Source organism: Burkholderia sp. 8Y (assembly GCF_902506145.1).
Classification (GTDB): domain Bacteria; phylum Pseudomonadota; class Gammaproteobacteria; order Burkholderiales; family Burkholderiaceae; genus Caballeronia.
On the sequence record NZ_LR733520.1, the window covers coordinates 1,405,386 to 1,427,619 of the forward strand.

A 22,234-nucleotide genomic window follows, 5' to 3' on the forward strand; every position below is an offset into this window, starting at 1 on the left:
TCGAACCGGTAGAATCGGCTGCCTGACGCCGACTGTCTGCGTCGCGTCTTGTCGATTCCACAGCAACCATCTTCCATGGGCGGAGCGCAGCGCAAAAAGCGCCGACCCGGCCCGACAGGGGCGCTATGCGACGGTCCGCATTCTTCATCCGGTTCATCGGTATCGGTGTGCTGTTCCATGTCTACGTCGGCTTGCGGCTCATTCCCGCCGCGCCCGTCGGCATGCCGCTCAAGGTGCTCGGCGCGGCGTGGCTGGTCGCATCGCTCATCCTGATTCCGCTGGGGATGATGGCGCGCAATATCGAGGCGCAGCCGCTTTCCGACCGGCTCGCGTGGTTCGGCCTCACCGCGCTCGGCTTCTTCTCATCGCTGCTTTTGCTGACGTTTGCCCGCGATGTCTTGCTTCTCTGCGTGCATCTCGCCGACTGGTTGCGCGCCGCGCCGGTCGGTTCACCGGCACTCGTCGCGGATAGCGCGCTCGCCGTGCCGGTTCTCGCTGTGCTGCTGTCGGCCATCGGCTTCTACAACGCGCGCAAACGCGCGCCGGTCGTGACCGTCGACGTGCCGATTCCGAACCTGCCGGTCGCGCTCGACGGCTTCACCATCGTCCAGATCAGCGACATTCACGTCGGCCCGACGATCAAGCGGCCCTACGTGGAGCGCATCGTCGCGGCGGTCAACGGCCTCGCGCCGGACGTGATCGCGGTCACGGGCGACGTCGTGGACGGCGCGGTGCCGCACCTCGCGGACCACACGCGCCCGCTCGCCGGCTTGAGCGCGCGGCACGGCGCATTCCTCGTGACAGGCAATCACGAGTACTACTCGGGCGCGGAAAAGTGGATCGCGGAGTTTCGGCGATTGGGGCTGACCGTGCTGCTGAATCAGCACGTGGTCGTGAATCACGACGGCGCGCAGGCCGTAATTGCCGGCGTCACCGATTACGGCGCAGGCAGCTTCGATCCGGCGCACCGCAGTGATCCGGCGAAAGCGATCGACGGCGCGCCCGCCGATGCGATCGTGCGCGTGCTGCTCGCGCATCAGCCGCGCAGCGCCACGGCGGCGGCAGAAGCGGGCTTCACGTTGCAGCTCTCCGGACACACGCACGGCGGGCAGTTCCTGCCGTGGAATTTCTTCGTGCGTCTACAGCAGCCGTTCGTCGCGGGGCTGGTGAAGTTCAACGGCCTCTGGGTCTATACGAGTCGCGGCACGGGATATTGGGGGCCGCCGAAACGCCTCGGCGCGCCGTCCGAGATCACGCGCGTGCGGTTGGTTGCCGGGGGCGCGTGAAATAGCAAAGGAAGTGGACGCGCGTCGATGACGCGCGTCCTGCGCTCAGGGCAAAGCGCGACGTCCGGACACGGGAATGAACGGACGCCCTTCGCTGGCGAGCGGGATCTCTGCCAACGAAGCATCGACAAATTAAAGAAGTGCCGGATCATCGGCCACCAGATATTTCCGAATATCCCGGGCGGCGCGCAGCGGCTTTTGTCGATTGTCAGGGAGTACGAACTTTTTTAGCCTGGCGCTACGTCAGCGCCGCCAAAACCTGCTCGGTCGACCGGATCCTTCCAATGCGCGGAAAGATGGTGCGGCACGTGATTGCATGCGTTTCCGCGTGCAAGTCGCTCATCGCGTCTTCGACGAAGATTTGCTGGTAGCCGCGCTCGAACGCGTCGCGCGCGGTCGACTCGACGCCGATGTGCGTCGCGATGCCGCCGAGCACGATGGTCTCGATGCCCCGCCGCCGCAATTGCAGATCGAGCTCCGTGCCGTAGAACGCGCCCCACTGCCGCTTGACGATGACGAGATCGGATGCCTGCGCGCCGAGTTCCGGGCAAAGCTCGCTCCAGCCCGCCGGCTCGGTTGATGGTTGAGCGCGGCCCGCATCCGTCACCGGCCGCAGCGCGCCCGGACCGCCGGGAAACGCCACTTTGACCAGCACGACGAGCGCATCCATCGCGCGAAACCGGTCCGCGAGCAAGCGCGCGTTCGCCAGCACGCTCGCCGCGCTACGCGGCTGCACGGGCATGGCTGCAATACCGCTTTGAAGGTCGATCAGCACGAGCGCGGTGTGGCGCGCATCGAGCCGCAGTTCCGATGCGTTCATGGCCGCTTGCGTCTCACGTCTGTCTGAACACGAGCGCCGCGCCGTTTATGCAGTATCGCAGGCCCGTCGGATGGGGCCCATCGTCGAATACATGGCCCAGATGACCGCCGCAGCGCCTGCAATGCACTTCGTTCGGCAACGGCACCGACGCTTCGTTCACATGTGTCGCGACTGCGCCGTCCATCGGCACCCAGAAGCTCGGCCAGCCGGTGCCGCTGTCGAACTTCGTGTCCGACGAAAACAGCGGCAGTCCGCAACCGGCGCAGGCAAAGTGCCCTTGGCGGCGCTCGTCGAGGAGCGGACTCGTGAACGGCGGCTCCGTCGCGCCACGACGCAGCACGCGATACTGCTGCGCCGACAACCGCCGGCGCCAGTGCGTGCGGCCGTGCTCGACTTCGAATTCAGAAAGCGCGGCGGGCCGTGTTCCGGCCATTGCTTGACGCCACGGCGCCATGCCGCCCGCTAGCGTCGCCGCCATCGCGCCGAGAAAATTTCGTTTCGTGCGTCTGATGATTTTCATCCGATGAACGCCCTCTTGTTTCCCGTCGCGCGATGCAGCTCTGTGCTATGCCTTCAGCCGATACCCGGTCTTGAAAATCCACGCGACGATAGCGACAAAGATCGCAAGGAACACGAGCGTCATCGCAAGGCTTGTGCCGACTTGCACGTCCGCCAAACCGTAGAAGCTCCAGCGGAATCCGCTGATGAGATAGACGACCGGATTGAACAGCGCGACCGTCTTCCAGAACGGCGGCAGGATGTTGATCGAATAGAAGCTGCCGCCGAGAAACGTCAGCGGCGTCACGATCAGGAGCGGAATGATCTGAAGCTTCTCAAAACCGTCCGCCCATATTCCGATGATGAAACCGAGCAAGCTGAACGTGACCGATGTCAGCAGCAAGAACAGAATCATCCACACCGGATGATCGATGCGCAGCGGCACGAACAGCCGCGCCGTCGCGAGGATGATGAGGCCGAGGAGAATCGACTTCGTGGCCGCCGCGCCGACGTAGCTGATGACGAGTTCCAGATACGACACCGGCGCGGACAGCAACTCGTAGATAGTGCCGGTGAAGCGCGGAAAGTAGATGCCGAAAGACGCATTCGCGATGCTTTGTGTGAGCAAAGACAACATCACGAGCCCCGGCACGATGAACGCGCCGTAGCTGATGCCGTCGACCTGCGGAATGCGCGTGCCGATGGCCGCCCCGAACACGACGAAGTAGAGCGATGTGGAGATGACCGGCGAGACGATGCTTTGCATCAGCGTGCGGCCGGCGCGCGCCATCTCGAAGCGGTAGATTGCACGAACGGCGTGTAGATTCATTTGGTTTCCCTGACGAGGCTCACGAAGATGTCTTCCAGCGAGCTTTGCGTCGTTTGCAGATCCTTGAAGCGCACGCCGGCTTCGTCGACATGGCGCAAGAGCGCGATGATGCGGCCCGGCTCGTCGTGCGCGTCATACGTATAGGTGAGTTCCGTGCCGCTCGCCGACAGCGCAAGACCGTACGGCACGAGCGGCGCGGGAATCGCGGCGAGCGGTTGCTCCAGTTGCAGCGTGAGATTCTTCTGCCCGAGCTTGCGCATGAGTTCGGCTTTCTCTTCGACGAGCACGATCTCCCCGCGATTGATGACGCCGATGCGATCGGCCATCTCCTCGGCTTCCTCGATGTAATGCGTCGTCAGGATGATCGTGACGCCCTTCTCCTTCAGCGCGCGCACGAGGTTCCACATATCGCGGCGCAATTCGACATCGACGCCGGCTGTCGGCTCGTCGAGAAAGAGAATGTCGGGCTCGTGGGCAAGCGCCTTTGCAATCAGCACACGCCGCTTCATGCCGCCCGAAAGCGTCATGATCTTGTTGTCCTTCTTGCTCCACAGCGACAGCGACTTCAGCACGTTCTCGATGTGCGCGGGATTCGGCGCGCGCCCGAACAAACCACGGCTGAACGACACGGTGGCCCAGACGGTTTCGAAGGCGTCGGTCGTGAGTTCCTGCGGCACGAGTCCGATCATCGCGCGGGCGGCGCGATAGTCGGTGACGATATCGTAACCTGCGACGGTGATGCGCCCCTCGCTCGCCCGCACGATGCCGCAGACGGTGGAGATGAGCGTCGTCTTGCCCGCTCCGTTCGGCCCGAGCAGCGCGAAAATCTCGCCGCGCCGGATCTCCAGGTTCACGTCCTTGAGCGCGGAAAACCCCGACGCATACGTCTTGGAGAGATTGGAAATAGTGATGATATTCGGCATGGCGTGGACGATAGCAGATACCGCGCGATTCGGCATGGACGAAGGGGGTAGTCCGAATGGCCGATGTTCGGCGCGCGATGCGGTGCCTACAATGTGTCGGCCAGAGTCAAGGAGCCGACATGCTTTTCGAACAGATTCAGACCGCGTGCCTCAACGACGCGGACTTGCCGTGGGTGCCCTTCACGCCCTACAGCGAACAGGTGATGGTGAAGTACTTCAAGCTCGATCCGATCCGCGGCGAGACCATCGCGCTATTGAAAGCGCCCGCCAAAGGCGAGATGCCGCGGCACCGGCATACGGGCACGGTCATCGTCTATACGGTGCAAGGACGCTGGAAGTATCGCGAGCACGACTGGATCGCCGAGACGGGCAGTATCGTGTATGAAACCGCCGGGTCGAGTCACACGCCCGAGGCAGTCGCGCCGCAGCCGGGCGCGCCGGACATCGTCACGCTGAACATCATTCACGGCGAACTCGTGTTCGTCGACGACCATGGCCGCACGCTCGCCACGGAAAACTGGCGCAGCGGCTGGGACCGATACGCGGGCTACTGCCGCGCGCACGGCCTTACGCCAAAAGACCTGACGGCGTTCGGCTAGCGCGCGGGCGCTTGCATCAAGCCTTGATGAAAAGCGCGTCGAGCGCGTCTGTATAAGCGCGTACGTTGGACTCGTGCAGCGGATCGAGCGTGCGCAGAAACGCCTGCGCGGTCGCACGGTAGGCGTCGAGATTCGCGTCGTGCTCCTTGAACGCCGTGCGCAGCGCGCGGCCGCCGTCTTCGCAGTCGAAACCGTGATAGCGGTAGCCGCACGCCCCGATCAGATGCGAGTTGTGGACGAGCGGGTAGCCGCCGTGAAGCGCCTCGTAATACAGATAGTTTTGCGCATTTTCCCAGTGATGACTGACGACTGCATCGACCTCGCGCGGCACGATCTGCGCAAATGGAAAGCGCGCTTCGAAAGACGCGAGGCTATGTCTGACTACATCCAGACTGCGCGCGAATTCGACGAACGTCGGCTGCTCTTTCAGCTTGGCGGTGCCGTAGACGCGCACCGCGTCGATCACGTTCGGGTCCGCGCGATGCGCGCATTCGCAACTGAGCAGCGGCACGTAGCTCGTCTTCACCATCGAGACGTTCGGTTCGAAAATGCCGACACGCCAGCGCAGCTTGCCCGGCTGATAGCCGAACGTGAGGCCGTCGGGCAGATTGCGCGCGTCCTGTTCGAGGAGCATGGGGCTCCAGATGTGCGGCACGATGGTGACGGGCGCGCGGCCGAGCGCCTGAAAGTACGGTTTGCACGACCGCTCGTACTCGGGCAGCGTCCACACGGCATCGTAAGGCACTTGCGGCACGAGTCCCGCCGGCGGCAGCGAAAAAATCATGCGCTCGATATCGAGCACGTAGTCATTGCCGACGCGCATCGAGACGATCTTCCCGCCGCGTTCGCGGAACTTGAGCACCCACTCGCGCTGAAGCTGCGCGTGCAGTTCGATCATCACGTCGAGACGGCCGAGCGCGGATTCCGGCTCGATGATCGGCGCGGGCGCATCGGCCATGAAGCGTTTCGCGTCCTCGCGCGTGCCGTCGCCGCTCGCGACGATATAGACCGCGTCCACGCGCGGCGAGCGTGCCAGCAGTTGAATAAGGAACAAGGCATTCTGCGCAATGCCGCTTTCGAACATCGACTGTCCGCCCGCGCGGACATACACGGACACGCCCACGCGCAGGCGGCGCGGGGCTTTCTTGCTGGCAGTGTGGAGGGAGCTCATCGTGCGGCGCTCCGGTTGGGTCGGTTCCATAGATGCATCAGGCGATGCGCGTAAGCGTCCAGATTGGCCGGATTGAACGGATCGACGGCTTCGATCACGCGCGCCGCGCGTGCGCGGTAGTCGTCGAGCGCGGCGTCGTGCTCACGCAGCGCGCGCAGCAGTTGGCGCGCGCCCTCCTGCACGTCGAAGTCCGGATAGTAGTAGCCGGCGTCTGCAAGCCACGGCGAGTTGTGGACCAGCGGATAGCCGCCGTAGAGCGCGTCCAGGTAGAGATAATTTTGATCGTTGGCCCATTGATGCGACACGATCGCGTCGCCGTGCATCGCCATGAAGCTCACCACGTCATGCCGCCCTTCGAACAGCGCGCGGTGGTCGCGCACGAGGTCGAGCGCGTTCGCCATATGCAGGAGCGTCGGATGCTCCTTCATGTGGAGCGTGTTCAGCGCGACCATGGACGCGACGCTGCCGCTATCGGCGCGATACGCTTCTTCGCAGATGAGCATCGGAATGGCCGAGGTTTCCTGCACCGAAATGTTCGGCTCCAGCAATCCGACGCGCAGTCCCTGCGCGCCCGCCTCCGCTCGCGTCCGATAGCCGTAGTGGTAGCCGTGTTGCGCGACATGCGCAATGCGCGCCTGCAGGAATTGCGGGTGCCAGATATACGGCACTTCGAACACGTCGCAGCGATGCAGCGTGCGCATGATCGGCGTCGATGGCGCGTCCTTGGAAAGCAGCCAGACTTCGTCGCAGCGGTCCGGGCGCGACATGTGGCTCGGCTTCCCGAACACCGCAGGCTCCACGAGTCCGAGATACGGCTGGCCCACCACATAGAACACCACCTTTCGCCCGCGTGCGCGCATCAGGTCGAGCCAGCCGACGTCGAGCGCGCCGCCCAGTTCGATCACCACGTCCACGGCATCGGTCGCCTCGCGCATGTCGATCACGCGCAGCTTCTTTCCGGCGACGTCGACATCCTGCGGCATGGCAGCGAGCGCGCCGACATCGATCAAGACGACCGACGAAACGAACGGCAGCCGCTGAAACAGTTCCGCAAGAAAGACGATGTTCTGACCCATTCCGTTGGACCAGATGCTATGTCCTTCGTAGCTCGCCATCGAAATGCCGATTCTCATTGACACCACTTTCAATACTCCGAAAAGACGCTGCCGGACACGCGGCGTGGGCACGGCGCAGCGCCGTTCAAGAGCGGCGCGCCTCCGAAAGTTGATCCAGGACAATGACCGAAGCGCGAAACGAACGGAATCGAAGCGACGCTCGAAACAATCATGCTGCGGTGGTTCGAACGCGAAGCGGCGTTTGCGTCGAAACGGGAACCGCGTGATGTCCACGCGGCATCGGATGCAATGACGGGCGAATCAAGGGCCGCGCATTCTATCAACTGCTCGCCGGCCGTCGTTCGATGAACTGAGTGTAGGTCAAAGATTAGGAAATATCGCATCGCCAAGGCGCGGCACGGCGCTGCTGTTTAGAATCAGCGTGGGCACGCGCCACGAAATCTCAACGCATCACAAAACAGGAGGAACGGAGCATGAACATTCAGACCGTCGGTATCGTTGGGGCGGGAACGATGGGCAACGGCATCGCGCAGGTCGCGGCGGTCGCGGGCTTCAAGGTCGTGCTGATCGACGTCACGGACGCCGCGCTCGCCAAGGGCGTCGCCACGCTGACGGCGAGCCTCGAGCGGCTCGTGGCGAAGGACAAGCTCGACGCCGCCACGCGCGACGCGGCCATCGCGCGCATCGGGACGTCCACTGACTACGCGCGGCTATCGGCGGCGGACATCGTCATCGAGGCAGCGACCGAGAACGTCGAACTCAAGCATCGCATTCTCGGGCAGATGGAGGCGGCGGCGCGAGCGGACGCGATCCTCGCGTCGAATACGTCGTCCATTTCGATTACCGCGCTCGCCGCGACGCTCGCCCACCCCGAGCGGTTCATCGGCATGCACTTCTTCAATCCGGTGCCGCTTTTGCAACTGGTGGAAGTCATTCGCGGGGTGCAGACGAGCGACGAAACAGTGACCGCCGTGCGCGAGCTCACCGGGAAGCTCGACAAGTCGCCAATCGGCGTGCGCAATTCGCCGGGCTTCGTCGTCAACCGCGTGCTCGTGCCGATGATCAACGAGGCGTTTTTCGTGCTGTACGAAGGCGTCGCGACGGCCGAGGAAATCGACACGGGCATGAAGCTCGGCGCGAATCACCCGATCGGGCCGCTCGCGCTCGCGGATCTGATTGGCCTCGACGTGTGTCTTTCCGTCATGGATGTGTTCCTGAAGGACTTCGGCGATTCGAAGTACCGCGCGTGCCCGCTGCTGCGCGAACTCGTCGCGGCCGGGCATCTCGGACGCAAGACCAAACGCGGGGTGTACCGGTACGATTAAACGGTCGGGCAGCGCAGTATCATGCATCGGATACCGTATGATCGCGGTCATTTTCTGCAAGACGCTTCCTTGCGCGCCTGCCTTGGTTTATCGCTTGGCGGGCGCGCCCGCGCGCCGCGACCACCGACCTCTTCCGAGACCACGCATCATGCCAATCTCCTCCAACGGGCAGCCGAACCTGAATCCGCGTCAGCCGGTCGACATTGCCCGCATTTTGCTCGTCATCGCCATTCTGTCGGCGCTGGCGGCGGGCAGCCTTTTCATCCTGCGCCCGTTTATTCCGGGTCTCATCTGGGCGACGACCATCGTCGTCGCGACGTGGCCGCTCATGCTCGCCGTGCAGCGCCGCTGCGGCAATCGCCGCTGGATGGCGACCACCGTCATGCTGCTCGGACTGCTCATCGTGATCGTGCTGCCGCTCTATCAGGCGATCAGCACGCTCGCGCTGCACGGCGGCGAGATCATGTCCGCGATCAAGAGCCTGCCGACGTATGCGCTGCCGCCGCCACCGAGCTGGGTCCACGACGTTCCGGTGGTCGGTCAGCGCGCGTCGGCCGAATGGCAATCGCTTTCCGACGCCGGCCCCGGCGGCATGCTCGCGAAGCTCGAACCGTACGTGACCATCGCGGCGCGCTGGATGCTCTCGCACGCGGCAGTCGTCGGCGTTTTCGTGATGCACATGGTCATCACCATCATCATCGCGGGCATTCTGTACACGCGCGGCGAAGCGGCGGGCAGCTTCGTCGTCCGCTTCGCGACGCGCGTCGCGGCGCAGCGCGGCGCCGAAGCCGTCAAGCTCGCCGGGCTGGCCGTGCGCGCGGTGGCGCTCGGCATCGTCGTGACGGCGGTCACGCAGTCGGCGCTCGGCGGAATCGGTCTGTGGATCGCGGGCGTGCCGGCCGCGGGCGTCATCACGGCGGTCATGCTCATGCTGTGCCTCGCGCAGATCGGCCCGCTTCTGCCGCTGCTCGGCGGCGTGGCATGGCTCTTCTGGCACGGTTCGCACGTCGCGGCGGCTTTGCTGCTGGTGTGGTCGCTGATGATTGCGATGCTCGACAATTTTCTGCGCCCGCTGCTGATTCAGCGGGGCGTCAATCTGTCGATGCTGTTGATCTTGTCGGGCGTACTCGGCGGCATGTTCGCATTCGGAATAGTCGGATTATTCATCGGGCCCGTTATTCTCGCCGTCACTTCCACCATTCTGAATGCGTGGATTAACGAGCAGCCGTCCATGCCCCAAGTCGACGCAATCGCCAACGAAGATATTGCTCGCGCCGCGCCGGAAAAGGGTTTGGCGGATGCGTCGCGACCGCGTCCGTGATTTATCTCGAAATGAGTTTTTACAGAATCGAGCAGATCTGTCGGATTAATTCCAAATGTGTACTAGGAGTGTGACTAAAATCGCTGTTGCGCCTTACAGCACACGGCGTTTCGCGCGAATTCGACGGCACACATCCGTTACAATGCGGGTCTTTGATACTTGCCCGCTGAAGGGCGTAGGGGAATGACCATGTCTCTGCGCGACGTGGACGCCATCGATTACATCGGAATCAATATTCTGTTCAAGCAAGTGTATGTCGGGCTTTTCGATGACTTCGACTGGCAAGACGAACAATTGCATCAAGAATTACTGACGAAGAAAATCGACCGCTACACCCGATATATCCGCTCGGGTAAATTGCTGCTGAATTATCCGAAAGTGCGAGGTTATGAAATCGTGATCGAATACGTTTCGATGCACGCCATGCCTCCGTCCGCCGCCGCGTTCTGGAGAACGCGCGAAAGCCTTATCCGCAACGCCGGTTTCACCGTGCGCACGCGCGGCGTCGACGTGCGCCGTTCGCTGGGAATCAAAGCGGAAGAACCGGCGCAAGCCGTGGTCGTGAAAGAAGTCGAGGAACTGGTCGAACCGCCCGCGCTCGAAGTGCTGGACCCCGAGCCGCGCATGCATCTGGCGGAAAGCGCCGACATTTCTTTTTTGCCGCCGCTGATTTCGCAGCAGCGTCGCGCGCATACGCTGCCCATCCTCACGCGGCTGTCGCTGCGGCGCTCCGCTTCGATGTAAGCGTCGACCTGAGCGGGTCCATGTGACAAAAAAGGCGAGGCCCGGTGCCTCGCCTTTTTCACGCCCGCGATACCCGCCGCTTACTTGCCCATGCGCAGCGCGGACGTCGCAATGGACGGCACCGAAATGCCGTTCGTCTTGGCGTACTGCACGGCTTGCGTCAACGTCTGCACGAGCGATTGCAATTGTCCCGGCGCCGATTGCGCGATGTAAGTCGCCGCCTGGGCAGTTGCCGGATTCGATCCCGCCTGCAACAGCGACGACACATTCATCGTGTTCTTCACCGCGCCCAGGTCCGACTGAAGACCCGCGTACTGCTTGACGCCCTGCCCGAGCGACGCAAGTCCGTCCGTGAACGTCTGCTTGCTCGCGGCAGTGGGCGGCGTCGCGGACTTATTGGCGAACGCCTGCATCAGCGATTGCGACACGCTCTGCTGCGTGCCGCCGAGCTGCGACAACATGCTCGTGCTCGGCGCGCCGCCGCTCGTCGCGCTCGACAACATACCCGCCGCCGACTGCGCCTGGCTCGCGACGCTCGACATGCCCATCGCCGATGCGAGACTGGACTGTCCGCTCAATACCTGCTGATTCGCACCGAGGTAGTTCTGCACGAGCGAGCCGAGCGCGGACGGCTGCGCCGCGCTATCGCCGCTCTGGCCCGACGACTCCGACTTGTTGCCGAAGCCGAACTGCTGGAGATTGATTTGTGCGTAAGACGCGGCCGGCGTCGCGAGCGCGCCTGCGAGGGTTGCCGTGACAAGCGCGATCCGTAGCGACCGATTCGACATGATCGGGTTCCTCCTTCAAATGTTCCGACGTGAATGAGCCGTTTCGACCAACGGCCATCCAGACGGTTCGCGGCGCACGGCCCCGCGTTACATTTGCTTGCCAATTCCTCCGACGATGCAACGCTCCGCCGGATCATTTCGCGGCATCGGCCGCGCCTGACTGACGCAGATCGGGGAAATCGTCCTCCCAGAACTCGAATTCACCGCGCGCGCCGTTCTGCGCGCGCGCCGCTTCCTGTCGGCGCAGATCGACGCGGCGGATCTTTCCTGAAATCGTCTTCGGCAATTCGGCGAATTCGATACGGCGGATGCGCTTGTACGGCGCAAGCCGCTCGCGCGAGAACGCGAACACGCTGCGCGCGAGGTCCGGACCGATCGTGAAGCCGTGCCGCAGCGTGACGAACGCCTTGGGCACCGAAAGCCGCAACGGATCGGGACTCGGGACGACGGCGGCCTCGGCAATCGCTTCGTGTTCGATCAGCACGCTCTCCAGTTCGAACGGGCTCAGACGGTAATCGGAAGACTTAAAGACATCGTCGGCGCGGCCGACGTACGTGAAATAGCCGTCCGCGCCGCACGCCGCTACGTCCGACGTGCGATAGAAGCCGCCGCGCATCGCATTTTCCGTGGCGGCGGGGTTGTCGGCGTAACCGGTCATCAGGCCGAGCGGCGGCGGATCGAGCGCGAGCGCAATCTCGCCTTCCTCGGCGCGATTGCCCTCCGGATCGAGCAGCACCACGCGATAACCCGGCAGCGGGCGGCCCATCGAGCCGGGCACGAGCCGCTGGCCCGGCGAATTGGCGATCTGCGCGGTGGTCTCGGTCTGCCCGTAGCCGTCGCGAATGGGCACGCTCCACGCCGCCTGCACGCGCTCGACGACCTCCCGATTCAACGGCTCGCCCGCCCCGACGACCTCGCGCAGCTTCACCTCGTACGACGCCAGCGGTTCCTGCACGAGCATGCGCCACACGGTCGGCGGCGCGCAGAGCGTCGTGACGTCGTGCGTCACCAGCACGTTCAGCGTGCGCGCGGCGTCGAATCTGCTGAAGTTGTAAATGAACACGCACGCCTGCGCATTCCACGGCGCGAAGAAGCAGCTCCACGCGTGCTTCGCCCAGCCCGGCGAGCTGATGTTCCAATGAACGTCGCCGGGTTGCAGGCCGATCCAGTACATCGTCGACAGATGCCCGACCGGATAACTCTCGTGCGTGTGCGCGACGAGCTTCGGCTTCGACGTGGTGCCCGATGTGAAGTACAAAAGATACGGATCGCTGGCTTTTGTTTCGCCGTCCGCATCGAATTCGGGCGAGGCATCGTACGCCGCGTCGTAACCGAGCCAGCCGTCGCACGCACCGCCGACCGACAGCCGCAATCCGGCGAAGCCGATGCCATCGAACTTGTGCGTCTCGTTCGCGTCCACGATGACGTGATGCACGCGCCCGAGCGCGATGCGCTCGCACAGGTCGCCGCTTGCCAGCTGCGTCGTCGCGGGCAGCACGATTGCGCCGAGCTTCATCGCGGCGAGCATCGTTTCCCACAGTTCGACGCGGTTCGGCAGCATCAGCAAAATGCGTTCGCCGCGCTTCACGCCGAGCGCGCGCAGGTGGTTCGCCACGCGCGCCGACCGCTCGCTCATCTCGGCGAACGTGAGGCGCGTTTCGTCGCCGCTTTCATCGACGATGAACAGCGCGGGCGCGTCGTTGCCGCGCGCCATCGGATCGAAATAATCGAGCGCCCAGTTGAAGCGGTCGAGCACGGGCCACGCGAACTCGCGATACGCGGTCTCGTAGTCCGTGCGATGACGCAGCAGAAAATCTCTCGCTTCGATGAAAGGCCCGGCTCGATTCATGGCGTCTCCTCTCTGTATGCCGCTAGACGTTGCGCGCAATCACCATGCGCTGGACTTCGCTCGTGCCTTCGTAGATCTGCGTGATGCGCGCATCGCGATAATGCCGCTCCACCGGGTAGTCCTGAAGATAGCCGTAGCCGCCGTGAATCTGAATCGCGTCCGAACACACGCGCTCGGCCATTTCGGATGCGAAAAGCTTCGCCTGCGACGCCTCGGACAGACACGGCACGCCTTCCGTTCGCATGCGCGCCGCGTGCAGCACCAGAAGCCGCGCGGCGTTGATCTGCGTCTGCATGTCGGCGAGCATGTTCGCGACCGACTGATGCTCGCGGATCGGCTTGCCGAACTGCACGCGATCGCGTGCGTAGGCGCGCGCCGCATCGAAGGCCGCGCGGGCGATGCCGAGCGCCTGCGCCGCAATGCCGATGCGCCCGCCCTCCAGATTCGAGAGCGCGATCTTGAGCCCTTCGCCGCGCGCGCCGAGCAGATTCGCGGCGGGAATCGCGCAGTCGTCGAAGGTGATCGGACACGTATCCGACGCGCGAATGCCGAGCTTGTGCTCCTGCGGCCCGACGTTGAAACCCGGCGTGTTGGTCGGCACGATGAACGCCGAAATCCCGCGCTTGCCCCCTTCGGGGTCCGTTACGGCGAACACAACCGCGACGCCCGCACGCCGCCCGTTCGTCACGAACTGCTTGCTGCCCGAGATGATCCACTGGCCGTCGCGCTCGACGGCGCGCACGCGCAGGTTGTTCGCCTCGGAGCCCGCTTGCGGCTCCGTCAGACAGAACGCGCCGATCACTTCGCCGCTCGCGAGCTTCGGCAGCCATTCGGCCTTTTGTGCGTCGGTGCCGTACGCGAGAATCGGCCCGCAGCCGACGGAATTGTGCACGCTCATCATCGTCGCGCACGACGCGCAGCCGGCGGCGATTTCTTCCATCGCGAGCGCGTAGGCGGAGTAGTCGCTGTAGGTGCCGCCCAGTTCCGCCGGCACGATCATGCCGAGCAGGCCGAGTTCACCCAACTGGCGCACGACGGCGTCGGGAATCGCGCCGTCGCGGTCCCACTGGCCCGCGTTCGGCGCGAGTACCTCGGCGGAAAACTGGCGCGCCGCGTCGCGGATCATGCGCTGCTCTTCGGTGAGAAAACTGTCGATCATGTCTGAACCCGCGGTGGCCTCGAAAGTCGTTCGGATACACTTGCTCGCCGATGCGCGGCTGGGCAGCGGCGGGCGCTTCGCCAGTCTAGGCAATCGTCCGCGCCCGGCCGATGACCAGAACGATCACGCTAACTGAACGCTTTCGCCACCTAGTGACAACCCCAATCCGCAGAAGACAGTTCGAGCGCGATTCGATCGCCGTCAGTCTCGTCGACGCGGCGCTGCGGTGCGCAGAAGTGCGCGGCGTTGCGCGCACCGCGCTGCTGGACGCCGCGGGCATCGCGCGGGCGACGCTGGACTCGCCGCGCGCCCGCGTCTCGCCCGCGCAGTACGGCCGGCTGTGGCACGCGATAGCCGACGCGCTCGACGACGAATTCTTCGGTCAGGACACGCACCCGATGCGGCGCGGCAGCTTCGTGCTGATGTCGCAGGCGGCGCTCGGCGCACGCGACGGCGCGCAGGCGCTGGGACGGATCGCGGCTTTCATGCGGCTCGTGCTGGACGAGTTGGCCTTCGAGCCGCACATCGATGAGACGCGCGTGCGGATCATGCTGCGCGACGCGCACGCGCCGAAGACCATGTTCGCCTACGCGACGGGCTTCATTCTCGTGTACGGGCTGCTGTGCTGGCTGGTCGGGCGGCGCATTCCGGTGCTCGCCGCGAACCTGCGCTGCGCAGAGCCGCACGACAGCGACGAATACCGCGCGATGTTCTGCGACTCGATCCGCTTCGATCAGCCGCACACGTACGTCGATCTGGCGCCCGAGTGCGCGGCGCTTCCCGTGGTGCAGACGGCATCGACGCTCAAGACCTTTTTGCGCGACGCGCCCGCGAATTTCATCGTGAAATATCGCAATCCCGAATCGCTCGCGGCGCGCATCCGCAAGCGGCTGCGAGAGACCGCGCCCGCCGACTGGCCCGACGCGGACCGCGTGGCGGTATCGCTCAACATGGCTGAAGCGACGCTGCGGCGGCGTCTGAAACAGGAAGGGCTGACGCTTCAGGCAATCAAGGACGCGCTGCGGCGCGACCTCGCGATCTCGCGTCTCGCGGACACGAACGAGACCATCCCCGAGATCGCCGCTGCGCTCGGCTTTTCGGAACCGAGCGCGTTTCGGCGCGCGTTTCGCAAATGGACGGGCGTGCGCCCGGCGGATTACCGGTGGGCGCGCTGATGGCATGGCTGCTATATTGAGACGTTCGATTCACATCGCGGAGCGCATCATGAACCAGCCACGTCAGACCGAAGTGACGAAGGAGCAGAATCCGGCAAACGAAGAGGACTTGCTCGACGAAGCCCTCGAAGAGACCTTTCCGGCAAGCGACCCGATCGCGGTGCATCCTGAGCCTGAATCGCAAGCCGAAGACAAGCGAGCGAAGAAGTAAATTAGCTGTCGTTCGGGCCCGGCTCGTCCGGCGTCGAAAGGAGCGCGACGAGTTTCTCCACGTGCTGATGCAAGAGCTTCACGTGCTTGTCGATCTGTTCGAGCCGCCCGGACAGGTCGGCCTTCGCCGCTTCGCTCATGCGGTCGGAGGCGATCAGCTCGTCGGCTCGCGGCAGCATCGGTTCCACTTGCAACAGCCCCAGTTGACGCTCCAGCCGGCGCAGATCCTGTGACAACAGTTCCCGATTCTTTCTGAAAAGCAGATCGCGCCGGTTGACCTCGGCCTGCTGCTGCGCGAGATCGGCGACGCGCCGCGTGGCTTCCGTCTGCGAGAGAAGCGGCTCCGGGCCGCGCAGCACCGAACGCTTCGGCGCGGGGTGCGCCGTGCCGCGAAACACGGCGAACGGCCTTTCCTCGTCGAGCGCGCGCTTGACCTCGGCGGGCACGTCGGCGGCGCTGCGGCGCTCGTCCATCCAGTGCGGCGGCAGGCCGGACACCAGTTCGATGCCGCGCACGAACTCCTCGTTGAAATTCCGCTGCCCCGCCACGATGAGCTTCATGAACGACGGGGAAAAATTCATCATGCGCGCGAGACGCGCCGCGCCGCCTGGCGAACCGACCAGAACGTTCAGGTTCGATCGCCAGACGACAAACAACGTTTCGTCGAAATCTTCCATGGACAGGCTCCCTGCAGACCGGGGCGCGGCACGCCGCTCCTCGCTGTAGCGCGCAATCCGGCCGCGCGCATGCTTATCCTGTTTCCGATTGCCACCGCGCGCCGGGCCCGGCGCGTCGTCTACCGATACATACCGCATAAAACACCATACTACCGTCATCGGCAAGCCGGACGGACTTCGCTGTCCGCGCCGGCCACGCCGGATTGAAGTTGCCGCGCCGGGCGGGCGCGGTGGAAAGCTTACGGTTCGTTACGCAGATACCCTTCCTTGCTCGGGTCCATCATTCTCCACGAGACCAGAAGCGAGATCGCGCACATCACCGTGACGTACCAGTAGAAGCCGGATTCCATGCCCTCCGTCTTGAACTTGAGCGCGACGTATTCCGCGGACCCGCCGAACACGGCGTTCGCCACCGCATACGACAGACCCACGCCGAGCGCACGCACTTCCGGCGGAAACATTTCGGCCTTGATGAGACCGCTGATCGACGTATAGAAGCTCACGATGGCCAACGCGGCCACGACGAGCACGAACGCCATCACCGGGCTCGTCACGTCGCGCAGCGCGTGCAGCAGCGGCACGGTGAAGATCGTGGCGAGCGCGCCGAACCAGAGCATCGACTGGCGGCGGCCGATCCGGTCGGACAGCGCGCCGAACACCGGTTGCAACAGCATATAGACGAGCAGCGCGACCGTCATCACGTTGCTCGCGGTCTTCGCGTGCATGCCCGCCGTGTTGACAAGATACTTCTGCATGTAGGTCGTGAACGTGTAGAAGATGAGCGAGCCGCCCGCCGTGAATCCGACCACGGTCATGAACGCGGCCTTGTGCTGCATCAGGCCCGCGAGCGTGCCGGCTTCCTTGCGTTCGCGGGTTTCGGCGGTCGTGGTTTCATTCAGCGAGCGGCGCAGATACAGCGAAACGAGCGCCGCGCATGCGCCGATGAAAAACGGAATGCGCCAGCCCCACGCCTTGAGTTCTTCCGTCGACAGGAAAAGCTGGAGGACGACGAGCACGAGCAGCGCGGCAAGCTGCCCGCCGATCAGCGTGACGTACTGGAACGACGCGAAGAAGCCGCGCCGGCCGCGCAGCGCGACTTCGCTCATATAAGTGGCGCTGGTGCCGTACTCGCCGCCCACCGACAATCCCTGGAACAACCGCGCGACCAGGAGCAGAAACGGCGCCCATGCGCCGATGCTCGCGTAGGTCGGCAGGAACGTGATGACGAGCGAGCCGCCGCACATCATGAGCACGGAGATCATCATCGCGTTGCGGCGGCCGTGCTTGTCGGCGATCCGGCCGAAAAGCCAGCCGCCGATCGGGCGCATCAGGAAGCCTGCCGCGAACACGCCCGCCGTGTTCAGAAGCTGCACCGTCGGATTGCTGCCCGGAAAGAACGCGGCCGAAAAGTACAGCGCGAGGAACGAATAGATGTAGAAGTCGAACCATTCGACGAGGTTGCCCGACGATGCGCCGACAATCGCGAAAACGCGTCGCCGGGTGTCCTCTGCGGTGTATTGGGGAAGATCGGTCATGTGTGATGAACTCTTTTGTCTCTGTCGAAATGGCAAGCCCGGCGCATGGGCCGGGACGGCGCGCTCTGTAGGCGTGCGGGCGCAAGTTTAAACGACGTGCCGGCGCGCGCGGCGTGCAAAGCGCGTGTCGCCGGATCGGCGCGACGCCCTTTCACGCGCCTTGCAACGAGTTTAAGCACCGCGGACGGCGGACGATCGGCCTTCTTTTCAACGACGACTAGGTGATTTCCCGCATGAGAGACTTTATCGATAAAGTCTCGGTTTCGGGTTGCATCGGACAACGGAAACGCGAGGGTTTGCATGGACAAGCAGAAACCGGTCACGCTCGACGCCGCGCTCGCGTCGAAGTTCGCGCAAGTGGCGCTCGGCCATTTGACGCGCGAGTATCCCAACAAGCTCGATCACGTGCTGGCGAGCGACGCCGACGCGCAAAGCCCGCGCGCGCTGCATCCGATCTTCTACGGCAGCTTCGACTGGCATTCGTGCGTGCACGGCTACTGGCTTATCGCGCGTCTCGTCGATCGCTTCCCCGGCCTGGCCGAAGCCGGGCGCATTCGGGCGGTCATCGACGAGCATTTCACGGAGGCGAACGTCGCCGCGGAAGTCGCCTATCTGCAGCGTCCCGCCTCGCGCGGCTTCGAGCGGCCCTACGGCTGGGCGTGGCTGCTCGCGCTGGCGGGCCAGTTGCACGCGATGCAATCGGAAGACGGCGCGCGTTGGGCGCGCACGCTGCAACCGCTCGCGGATGCCTTCGTCGATCGATTCACCGAGTTCCTGCCTAAATCGACGTATCCGCTGCGCGTAGGCACGCATTTCAACATGGCGTTCGCGCTGACGCTCTCGCTCGGCTATGCGCGCACCGTCCGCAATGCGCCGTTCGAACGCCTGCTCGCGGAAACCGCGATGCGCTGGTTCGAAAACGACGCGGCGTGTCAGGCGTGGGAGCCTGCGGGCGACGAATTCCTTTCGCCCTCGTTGATGGAAGCCGTGCTCATGCGCCATGTGCTGCCCGAAGAACGCTTCGCCGGCTGGCTCGATGCCTTCCTGCCGCGTCTCGCCGACCGCAAGCCTGCGACGCTCTTCGTGCCCGCCACCGTCACCGATCGCAGCGACGGCAAGCTCGCGCATCTGGATGGGCTGAACCTGAGCCGCGCGTGGTGCCAGCGCACGATCGCGCGGGCGCTGCCGGCGGGCGATGCGCGCGTCGCCGTGCTGGAGACGAGCGCCGGCGAGCATCTCGCATCGGGCATCGAACACGTCGCGGGCGATTACATGGGCGAACACTGGCTCGCGACCTTCGCGCTGCTCGCGCTGGAGGCGTGATCGTCACCGTGGTGCGTCAACGCGGCTGAAAGGCGATCACGCACATGCCGACGAGCGCGATCGCCGCGCCCGCCACATCCCACGCGCTCGGCCGGATGCGCTCGACGGCCCACAGCCACGCGATCGCCACGCCGATATAGACGCCGCCATACGCCGCATAAACGCGTCCGGCGGCGGTATCGTGCAAGGTCAGGAGCCACGCGAACAGCGCGAGCGACAGCGCGCCCGGCACGACGAGCCACGGCGATCCGCCGCCCTTGAGCCATCGATACGGGAAATAGCAGCCCGCGATTTCAGCGACGGCGGTCACGACATACAGCAGAAAAGTGGTCATGGAGGCGAACGGGCTGACGAGAGCCGCATTATCGGCTGCGCGCGGGACGTTGCGCCGCCGCCGCGCGGTGACGACAATGTCGCGTCTTCCATCGACGCGCCCCGAACCGCACTTGACCGCTCCCGACGATTCCTCCCAACCCGCCGCCCTGCCGACGCACTGGCACCGCCGCGTCCTGACGCTCGCCTTCCCCATCGTCCTCGCGAATCTGACGCAGCCGATTCTCGGCGCCGTCGACACCGCCGTCGCCGGCCATCTCGACGGCCCGCAATACTTGGGCGGCGTCGCGCTCGGCGGGCTCGTCTTCAGCTTCGTCTTCTGGGGCTTCGGCTTTTTGCGGATGGGCACGACCGGGCTGGTGGCGCAGGCGTTCGGCGCCCGCGATGCCGCCGCGCTGCGCGCACACGTGCTGCGTGCGCTGATGCTCGCGCTCGCGATCGGCGTGGCGGTGCTCGTCTTGCAAGTGCCGATCATCCGCTATGCGCTCGGCGCGCTCGGCGGCAGCGCGGCCGTGCAGCAGACAGCCAGCGCGTATTGTCACGCGCGCATCTGGGCCGCGCCGTTCGCGCTCGGCAACTACGCGGTGCTCGGCTATCTACTCGGCTGCCAGCGCGTGCGGCTCGCGCTCGCGACGCAGGTGCTCATCAACGCGGTGAACATCGTCGCGGTGCTGCTTTTCGTGTACCGCTTCGGCTGGGGCATCGCGGGCATGGGCGCGGCGACGGCTTTCGCGGATTTCTGCGGCTTCGCGTTCGGGCTCGCGCTGCTCTGGCGTCTGGGCGAGCGCGGCTTGCCGCCGCTCGCGATCCGCAGCCTGATCGATGCCCGCGCGATCCAACGCCTCATCGCCATCAATCGCGATATTTTCGTGCGGACGCTGTGTCTGCTGGCTTCGTTCGGCTGGTTCGCGCACGTGGGCGCGCGTCAGGGCGACACGATTCTCGCCGCCAATGCGCTTCTTCTGAATTTCCAGACCTTCATGGCGTTCGGGCTCGACGGCTTCGCGCACGCCGCCGAAGCGCTGGTCGGCGCGGCCGCCGGTGCGCGCGACCGCCACGCGTTCCGTCAGGCCGTCAAGGTGACGATGCTGTGGTCGGCCATCGGCGCGGCGGGCTTTTCCGTCGTCTACTGGCTGGGCGGCGAATGGATCATCGGGCGGCTGACGGATCAGGCCGCCGTGCGCGCGGCGGCGCTGCGCTATCTGCCGTGGGCGGCGATCCTGCCGCTCGCGTCCGTTGCCGGCTTTCAGTTCGACGGCGTGTTCATCGGCGCGACGCGCACGCGCGAGCTGATGCAGGCGATGGCCGCATCGCTCGCGGTCTTCCTGCTCGCGGCGTGGGCGTTCGCGGGCGCGTTCGGCAACCACGGACTCTGGCTCGCGCTCACCGTTTTCATGATTGCGCGGGGCGTCACGCTGCTGGTTCAGCTGCCTTCGGTCGAGCGGGCGTCGTGCGCGGGCGAATCGAGGTAGAACGTCATTCGGCTTTCGGATGCAACGCCGAAAGCCCTTCGAGCAGCGCCTTGTGGAACACCGCCGGCTCCTGCATCTGCGGCGCGTGGCCCGCGTCCGGAAACTCGACGAGCGTCGAATTCGGAATCCGCTCCTTCGCCAGCCTCGCCAGTTCGGGATAGCGCCCCAGCGTCGGCCGAATCTCCGGCGGCGCAAGATCCTTGCCGATGGCCGTCGTGTCCTTGTCGCCGATCAGAAGCAGCGTCGGCGGCTTGATGCGGTCGAATTCGTAGACGACGGGCTGGGTGTAAATCATGTCGTACAGCAGCGCCGAATTCCACGCGACGACATCCTTCCCCGGCCCGCGATACATGCCCGCCAGCATCTGCACCCACGGTTCGTAGTCGTCGCGCCATTGGCCCGCGTAATAGGTGTTCTTTTCGTAATTGCGGATGCCCTCGGCGCTCGTCTTCAGTTCGCGCGCATACCAGTCGTCGATGGAAATGGACGGCACGCCCTTCGCCTTCCAGTCCTCCAGCCCGATCGGATTGACGAGCACCAGTTGCTCGGTCTCCTGCGGATACATGAGCGCGTAGCGGACCGCGATCATGCCGCCAGTCGAATGCGCGATCAGCGTCGCGCGACTCACGCCCAACGCGCCGAGCAGGGCGTGCGTGTTGCGCGCGAGTTGCTGGAAGCTGTACTGATAACGCTCGGGCTTGGTCGACTTGCAAAAGCCGATCTGATCCGGCGCGATCACGCGATACCCTGCGCTGCTCAACGTGTCGATAGTCTCTTTCCACGTCGCCGCGCAGAAGTTCTTCCCGTGCAGCAGCACCGCCGTGCGCCCGTTCGGATGCGCCGGATAAACGTCCATGTACGCCATGCGCAGCACCTGCCGCTGCGACGTGAACGCGAAGCGCGCCACCGGATACGGATAGTCGAAGCCCTGCAACTCCGGGCCGTAGGCGGGTTCGTCGGCGTGTGCGGGCGCTGCGGTCATCAACGAGACGCAGGAAGTCAGAGCCAGCAGCAAGGATCGCGCGAAGCGAGGCATCGATTTCATGGCTGTTTTTATCGAGATGAATGGCCCGAGCGATTCTAGCGCGCGGCAAGCCCTTATACTGTGCCGCCCTCGCTGG

General features: G+C 64.7%; 22 protein-coding genes. 9 read left to right on the plus strand and 13 right to left on the minus strand.

Translation table 11 applies throughout. The features are described 5' to 3' along the window. Positions 1-125 precede the first annotated feature (125 nt). Positions 126-1,286, plus strand: a complete 1,161-nt coding sequence (locus tag GV035_RS17070) for a metallophosphoesterase (protein ID WP_159836197.1) — start codon at positions 126-128, stop codon at positions 1,284-1,286. A gap of 238 nt (positions 1,287-1,524) precedes the next feature. Here GV035_RS17070 and GV035_RS17075 read toward each other — a convergent pair whose 3' ends face one another. The 4 genes from GV035_RS17075 to GV035_RS17090 are packed head-to-tail and all read right to left on the minus strand — an operon-like array spanning position 1,525 to position 4,356. Further along, a complete protein-coding gene (locus tag GV035_RS17075) occupies positions 1,525-2,106 on the minus strand; it encodes a hydrolase (protein ID WP_159836198.1) in 582 nt (193 codons plus the stop codon). A gap of 13 nt (positions 2,107-2,119) precedes the next feature. Further along, complete coding sequence (msrB, locus tag GV035_RS17080; RefSeq protein WP_159836199.1) at positions 2,120-2,626, minus strand: peptide-methionine (R)-S-oxide reductase MsrB; 507 nt, start codon at positions 2,624-2,626, stop codon at positions 2,120-2,122. A 45-nt stretch (positions 2,627-2,671) separates the two neighbouring features. Beyond that, a complete protein-coding gene (locus GV035_RS17085; RefSeq protein WP_159836200.1) occupies positions 2,672-3,433 on the minus strand; it encodes an ABC transporter permease in 762 nt (253 codons plus the stop codon). Beyond that, on the minus strand, positions 3,430-4,356 hold the full coding sequence (locus GV035_RS17090) for an ABC transporter ATP-binding protein (RefSeq protein ID WP_159836201.1): 927 nt from the start codon (positions 4,354-4,356) through the stop codon (positions 3,430-3,432). The genes GV035_RS17085 and GV035_RS17090 overlap by 4 nt, the downstream gene beginning before the upstream one ends. 119 nt (positions 4,357-4,475) lie before the next feature. On the opposite strand from GV035_RS17090, the gene GV035_RS17095 reads away from it, so the two are divergent. Beyond that, a complete protein-coding gene (locus GV035_RS17095) occupies positions 4,476-4,955 on the plus strand; it encodes a 2,4'-dihydroxyacetophenone dioxygenase family protein (protein ID WP_159836202.1) in 480 nt (159 codons plus the stop codon). 16 nt (positions 4,956-4,971) lie between these two features. On the opposite strand, the gene GV035_RS17100 is transcribed toward GV035_RS17095, so the two are convergent. After that, the gene (locus GV035_RS17100) at positions 4,972-6,126 is read right to left on the minus strand and encodes a DUF2827 domain-containing protein (RefSeq protein WP_159836203.1); all 1,155 of its coding nucleotides are present in this window, start codon (positions 6,124-6,126) and stop codon (positions 4,972-4,974) included. After that, on the minus strand, positions 6,123-7,259 hold the full coding sequence (locus GV035_RS17105; RefSeq protein ID WP_159836204.1) for a DUF2827 domain-containing protein: 1,137 nt from the start codon (positions 7,257-7,259) through the stop codon (positions 6,123-6,125). The genes GV035_RS17100 and GV035_RS17105 overlap by 4 nt, the downstream gene beginning before the upstream one ends. Positions 7,260-7,576: 317 nt before the next feature. Here GV035_RS17105 and GV035_RS17110 point away from each other — a divergent pair, with 317 nt between their 5' ends. The 3 genes from GV035_RS17110 to GV035_RS17120 all read left to right on the plus strand — a co-directional run bounded on the left by GV035_RS17110 (position 7,577) and on the right by GV035_RS17120 (position 10,592). Continuing rightward, positions 7,577-8,527 carry a 3-hydroxybutyryl-CoA dehydrogenase gene (locus GV035_RS17110; RefSeq protein ID WP_159837996.1) on the plus strand — a complete coding sequence of 317 codons (951 nt, stop codon included), beginning with the start codon at positions 7,577-7,579 and terminating at the stop codon, positions 8,525-8,527. Between the two features lie 148 nt (positions 8,528-8,675). Next, positions 8,676-9,848, plus strand: a complete 1,173-nt coding sequence (gene ydiK, locus GV035_RS17115) for an AI-2E family transporter YdiK (RefSeq protein ID WP_159836205.1) — start codon at positions 8,676-8,678, stop codon at positions 9,846-9,848. 189 nt (positions 9,849-10,037) lie between these two features. After that, the gene (locus GV035_RS17120) at positions 10,038-10,592 is read left to right on the plus strand and encodes a DUF6572 domain-containing protein (RefSeq protein WP_159837998.1); all 555 of its coding nucleotides are present in this window, start codon (positions 10,038-10,040) and stop codon (positions 10,590-10,592) included. Between the two features lie 80 nt (positions 10,593-10,672). Here the strand turns inward: GV035_RS17120 and GV035_RS17125 are convergent, their stop codons facing one another. The 3 genes from GV035_RS17125 to GV035_RS17135 all read right to left on the minus strand — a co-directional run bounded on the left by GV035_RS17125 (position 10,673) and on the right by GV035_RS17135 (position 14,385). Continuing rightward, positions 10,673-11,380 carry a hypothetical protein gene (locus tag GV035_RS17125; protein WP_201303988.1) on the minus strand — a complete coding sequence of 236 codons (708 nt, stop codon included), beginning with the start codon at positions 11,378-11,380 and terminating at the stop codon, positions 10,673-10,675. A gap of 133 nt (positions 11,381-11,513) precedes the next feature. Continuing rightward, positions 11,514-13,229 (minus strand): AMP-binding protein, encoded by a 1,716-nt coding sequence (locus GV035_RS17130; protein WP_159836206.1) that lies wholly within the window; start codon positions 13,227-13,229, stop codon positions 11,514-11,516. A gap of 22 nt (positions 13,230-13,251) precedes the next feature. Further along, complete coding sequence (locus GV035_RS17135; RefSeq protein ID WP_159838002.1) at positions 13,252-14,385, minus strand: acyl-CoA dehydrogenase family protein; 1,134 nt, start codon at positions 14,383-14,385, stop codon at positions 13,252-13,254. Between the two features lie 155 nt (positions 14,386-14,540). Between GV035_RS17135 and GV035_RS17140 the strand changes: the two genes are divergently transcribed. Both GV035_RS17140 and GV035_RS29130 read left to right on the plus strand, forming a co-directional pair. Further along, entirely contained in the window at positions 14,541-15,563 is a 1,023-nt protein-coding gene (locus GV035_RS17140; RefSeq protein ID WP_236572640.1) for an AraC family transcriptional regulator, read from the plus strand. A 49-nt stretch (positions 15,564-15,612) separates the two neighbouring features. Next, positions 15,613-15,774 (plus strand): hypothetical protein, encoded by a 162-nt coding sequence (locus tag GV035_RS29130; protein ID WP_201303990.1) that lies wholly within the window; start codon positions 15,613-15,615, stop codon positions 15,772-15,774. A gap of 1 nt (position 15,775) precedes the next feature. On the opposite strand, the gene GV035_RS17145 is transcribed toward GV035_RS29130, so the two are convergent. Then, positions 15,776-16,450 (minus strand): hypothetical protein, encoded by a 675-nt coding sequence (locus GV035_RS17145; protein WP_201303991.1) that lies wholly within the window; start codon positions 16,448-16,450, stop codon positions 15,776-15,778. 239 nt (positions 16,451-16,689) lie between these two features. Next, positions 16,690-17,985 carry an MFS family transporter gene (locus tag GV035_RS17150; RefSeq protein ID WP_159836209.1) on the minus strand — a complete coding sequence of 432 codons (1,296 nt, stop codon included), beginning with the start codon at positions 17,983-17,985 and terminating at the stop codon, positions 16,690-16,692. A 300-nt stretch (positions 17,986-18,285) separates the two neighbouring features. On the opposite strand from GV035_RS17150, the gene GV035_RS17155 reads away from it, so the two are divergent. Beyond that, positions 18,286-19,308: a DUF2891 domain-containing protein gene (locus tag GV035_RS17155; RefSeq protein ID WP_159836210.1), complete on the plus strand. Its 1,023-nt coding sequence runs from the start codon at positions 18,286-18,288 to the stop codon at positions 19,306-19,308. 16 nt (positions 19,309-19,324) lie between these two features. On the opposite strand, the gene GV035_RS17160 is transcribed toward GV035_RS17155, so the two are convergent. After that, positions 19,325-19,642 (minus strand): YnfA family protein, encoded by a 318-nt coding sequence (locus GV035_RS17160; protein ID WP_159836211.1) that lies wholly within the window; start codon positions 19,640-19,642, stop codon positions 19,325-19,327. Positions 19,643-19,718: 76 nt separating this feature from the next. On the opposite strand from GV035_RS17160, the gene GV035_RS17165 reads away from it, so the two are divergent. Then, the gene (locus GV035_RS17165; protein ID WP_159836212.1) at positions 19,719-21,113 is read left to right on the plus strand and encodes an MATE family efflux transporter; all 1,395 of its coding nucleotides are present in this window, start codon (positions 19,719-19,721) and stop codon (positions 21,111-21,113) included. A 4-nt stretch (positions 21,114-21,117) separates the two neighbouring features. Here the strand turns inward: GV035_RS17165 and GV035_RS17170 are convergent, their stop codons facing one another. Then, on the minus strand, positions 21,118-22,095 hold the full coding sequence (locus GV035_RS17170; protein ID WP_442859595.1) for an alpha/beta fold hydrolase: 978 nt from the start codon (positions 22,093-22,095) through the stop codon (positions 21,118-21,120). Between the last annotated feature and the right edge of the window lie 139 nt (positions 22,096-22,234).

Coding starts and splice junctions, on each gene's coding strand:
- GV035_RS17085 (WP_159836200.1), bottom strand. CDS start 3,433: ATGAATCTACACGCCGTTCGTGCAATCTACCGCTTCGAGATGGCGCGC.
- GV035_RS17095 (WP_159836202.1), top strand. CDS start 4,476: ATGCTTTTCGAACAGATTCAGACCGCGTGCCTCAACGACGCGGACTTG.
- GV035_RS17075 (WP_159836198.1), bottom strand. CDS start 2,106: ATGAACGCATCGGAACTGCGGCTCGATGCGCGCCACACCGCGCTCGTG.
- GV035_RS17130 (WP_159836206.1), bottom strand. CDS start 13,229: ATGAATCGAGCCGGGCCTTTCATCGAAGCGAGAGATTTTCTGCTGCGT.
- GV035_RS17145 (WP_201303991.1), bottom strand. CDS start 16,450: ATGGAAGATTTCGACGAAACGTTGTTTGTCGTCTGGCGATCGAACCTG.
- GV035_RS17150 (WP_159836209.1), bottom strand. CDS start 17,985: ATGACCGATCTTCCCCAATACACCGCAGAGGACACCCGGCGACGCGTT.
- msrB (WP_159836199.1), bottom strand. CDS start 2,626: ATGAAAATCATCAGACGCACGAAACGAAATTTTCTCGGCGCGATGGCG.
- GV035_RS17160 (WP_159836211.1), bottom strand. CDS start 19,642: ATGACCACTTTTCTGCTGTATGTCGTGACCGCCGTCGCTGAAATCGCG.
- GV035_RS17090 (WP_159836201.1), bottom strand. CDS start 4,356: ATGCCGAATATCATCACTATTTCCAATCTCTCCAAGACGTATGCGTCG.
- GV035_RS17125 (WP_201303988.1), bottom strand. CDS start 11,380: ATGTCGAATCGGTCGCTACGGATCGCGCTTGTCACGGCAACCCTCGCA.
- GV035_RS17105 (WP_159836204.1), bottom strand. CDS start 7,259: ATGAGAATCGGCATTTCGATGGCGAGCTACGAAGGACATAGCATCTGG.
- GV035_RS17170 (WP_442859595.1), bottom strand. CDS start 22,095: ATGACCGCAGCGCCCGCACACGCCGACGAACCCGCCTACGGCCCGGAG.
- GV035_RS17165 (WP_159836212.1), top strand. CDS start 19,719: ATGTCGCGTCTTCCATCGACGCGCCCCGAACCGCACTTGACCGCTCCC.
- GV035_RS29130 (WP_201303990.1), top strand. CDS start 15,613: ATGAACCAGCCACGTCAGACCGAAGTGACGAAGGAGCAGAATCCGGCA.
- ydiK (WP_159836205.1), top strand. CDS start 8,676: ATGCCAATCTCCTCCAACGGGCAGCCGAACCTGAATCCGCGTCAGCCG.
- GV035_RS17155 (WP_159836210.1), top strand. CDS start 18,286: ATGGACAAGCAGAAACCGGTCACGCTCGACGCCGCGCTCGCGTCGAAG.
- GV035_RS17100 (WP_159836203.1), bottom strand. CDS start 6,126: ATGAGCTCCCTCCACACTGCCAGCAAGAAAGCCCCGCGCCGCCTGCGC.
- GV035_RS17070 (WP_159836197.1), top strand. CDS start 126: ATGCGACGGTCCGCATTCTTCATCCGGTTCATCGGTATCGGTGTGCTG.
- GV035_RS17120 (WP_159837998.1), top strand. CDS start 10,038: ATGTCTCTGCGCGACGTGGACGCCATCGATTACATCGGAATCAATATT.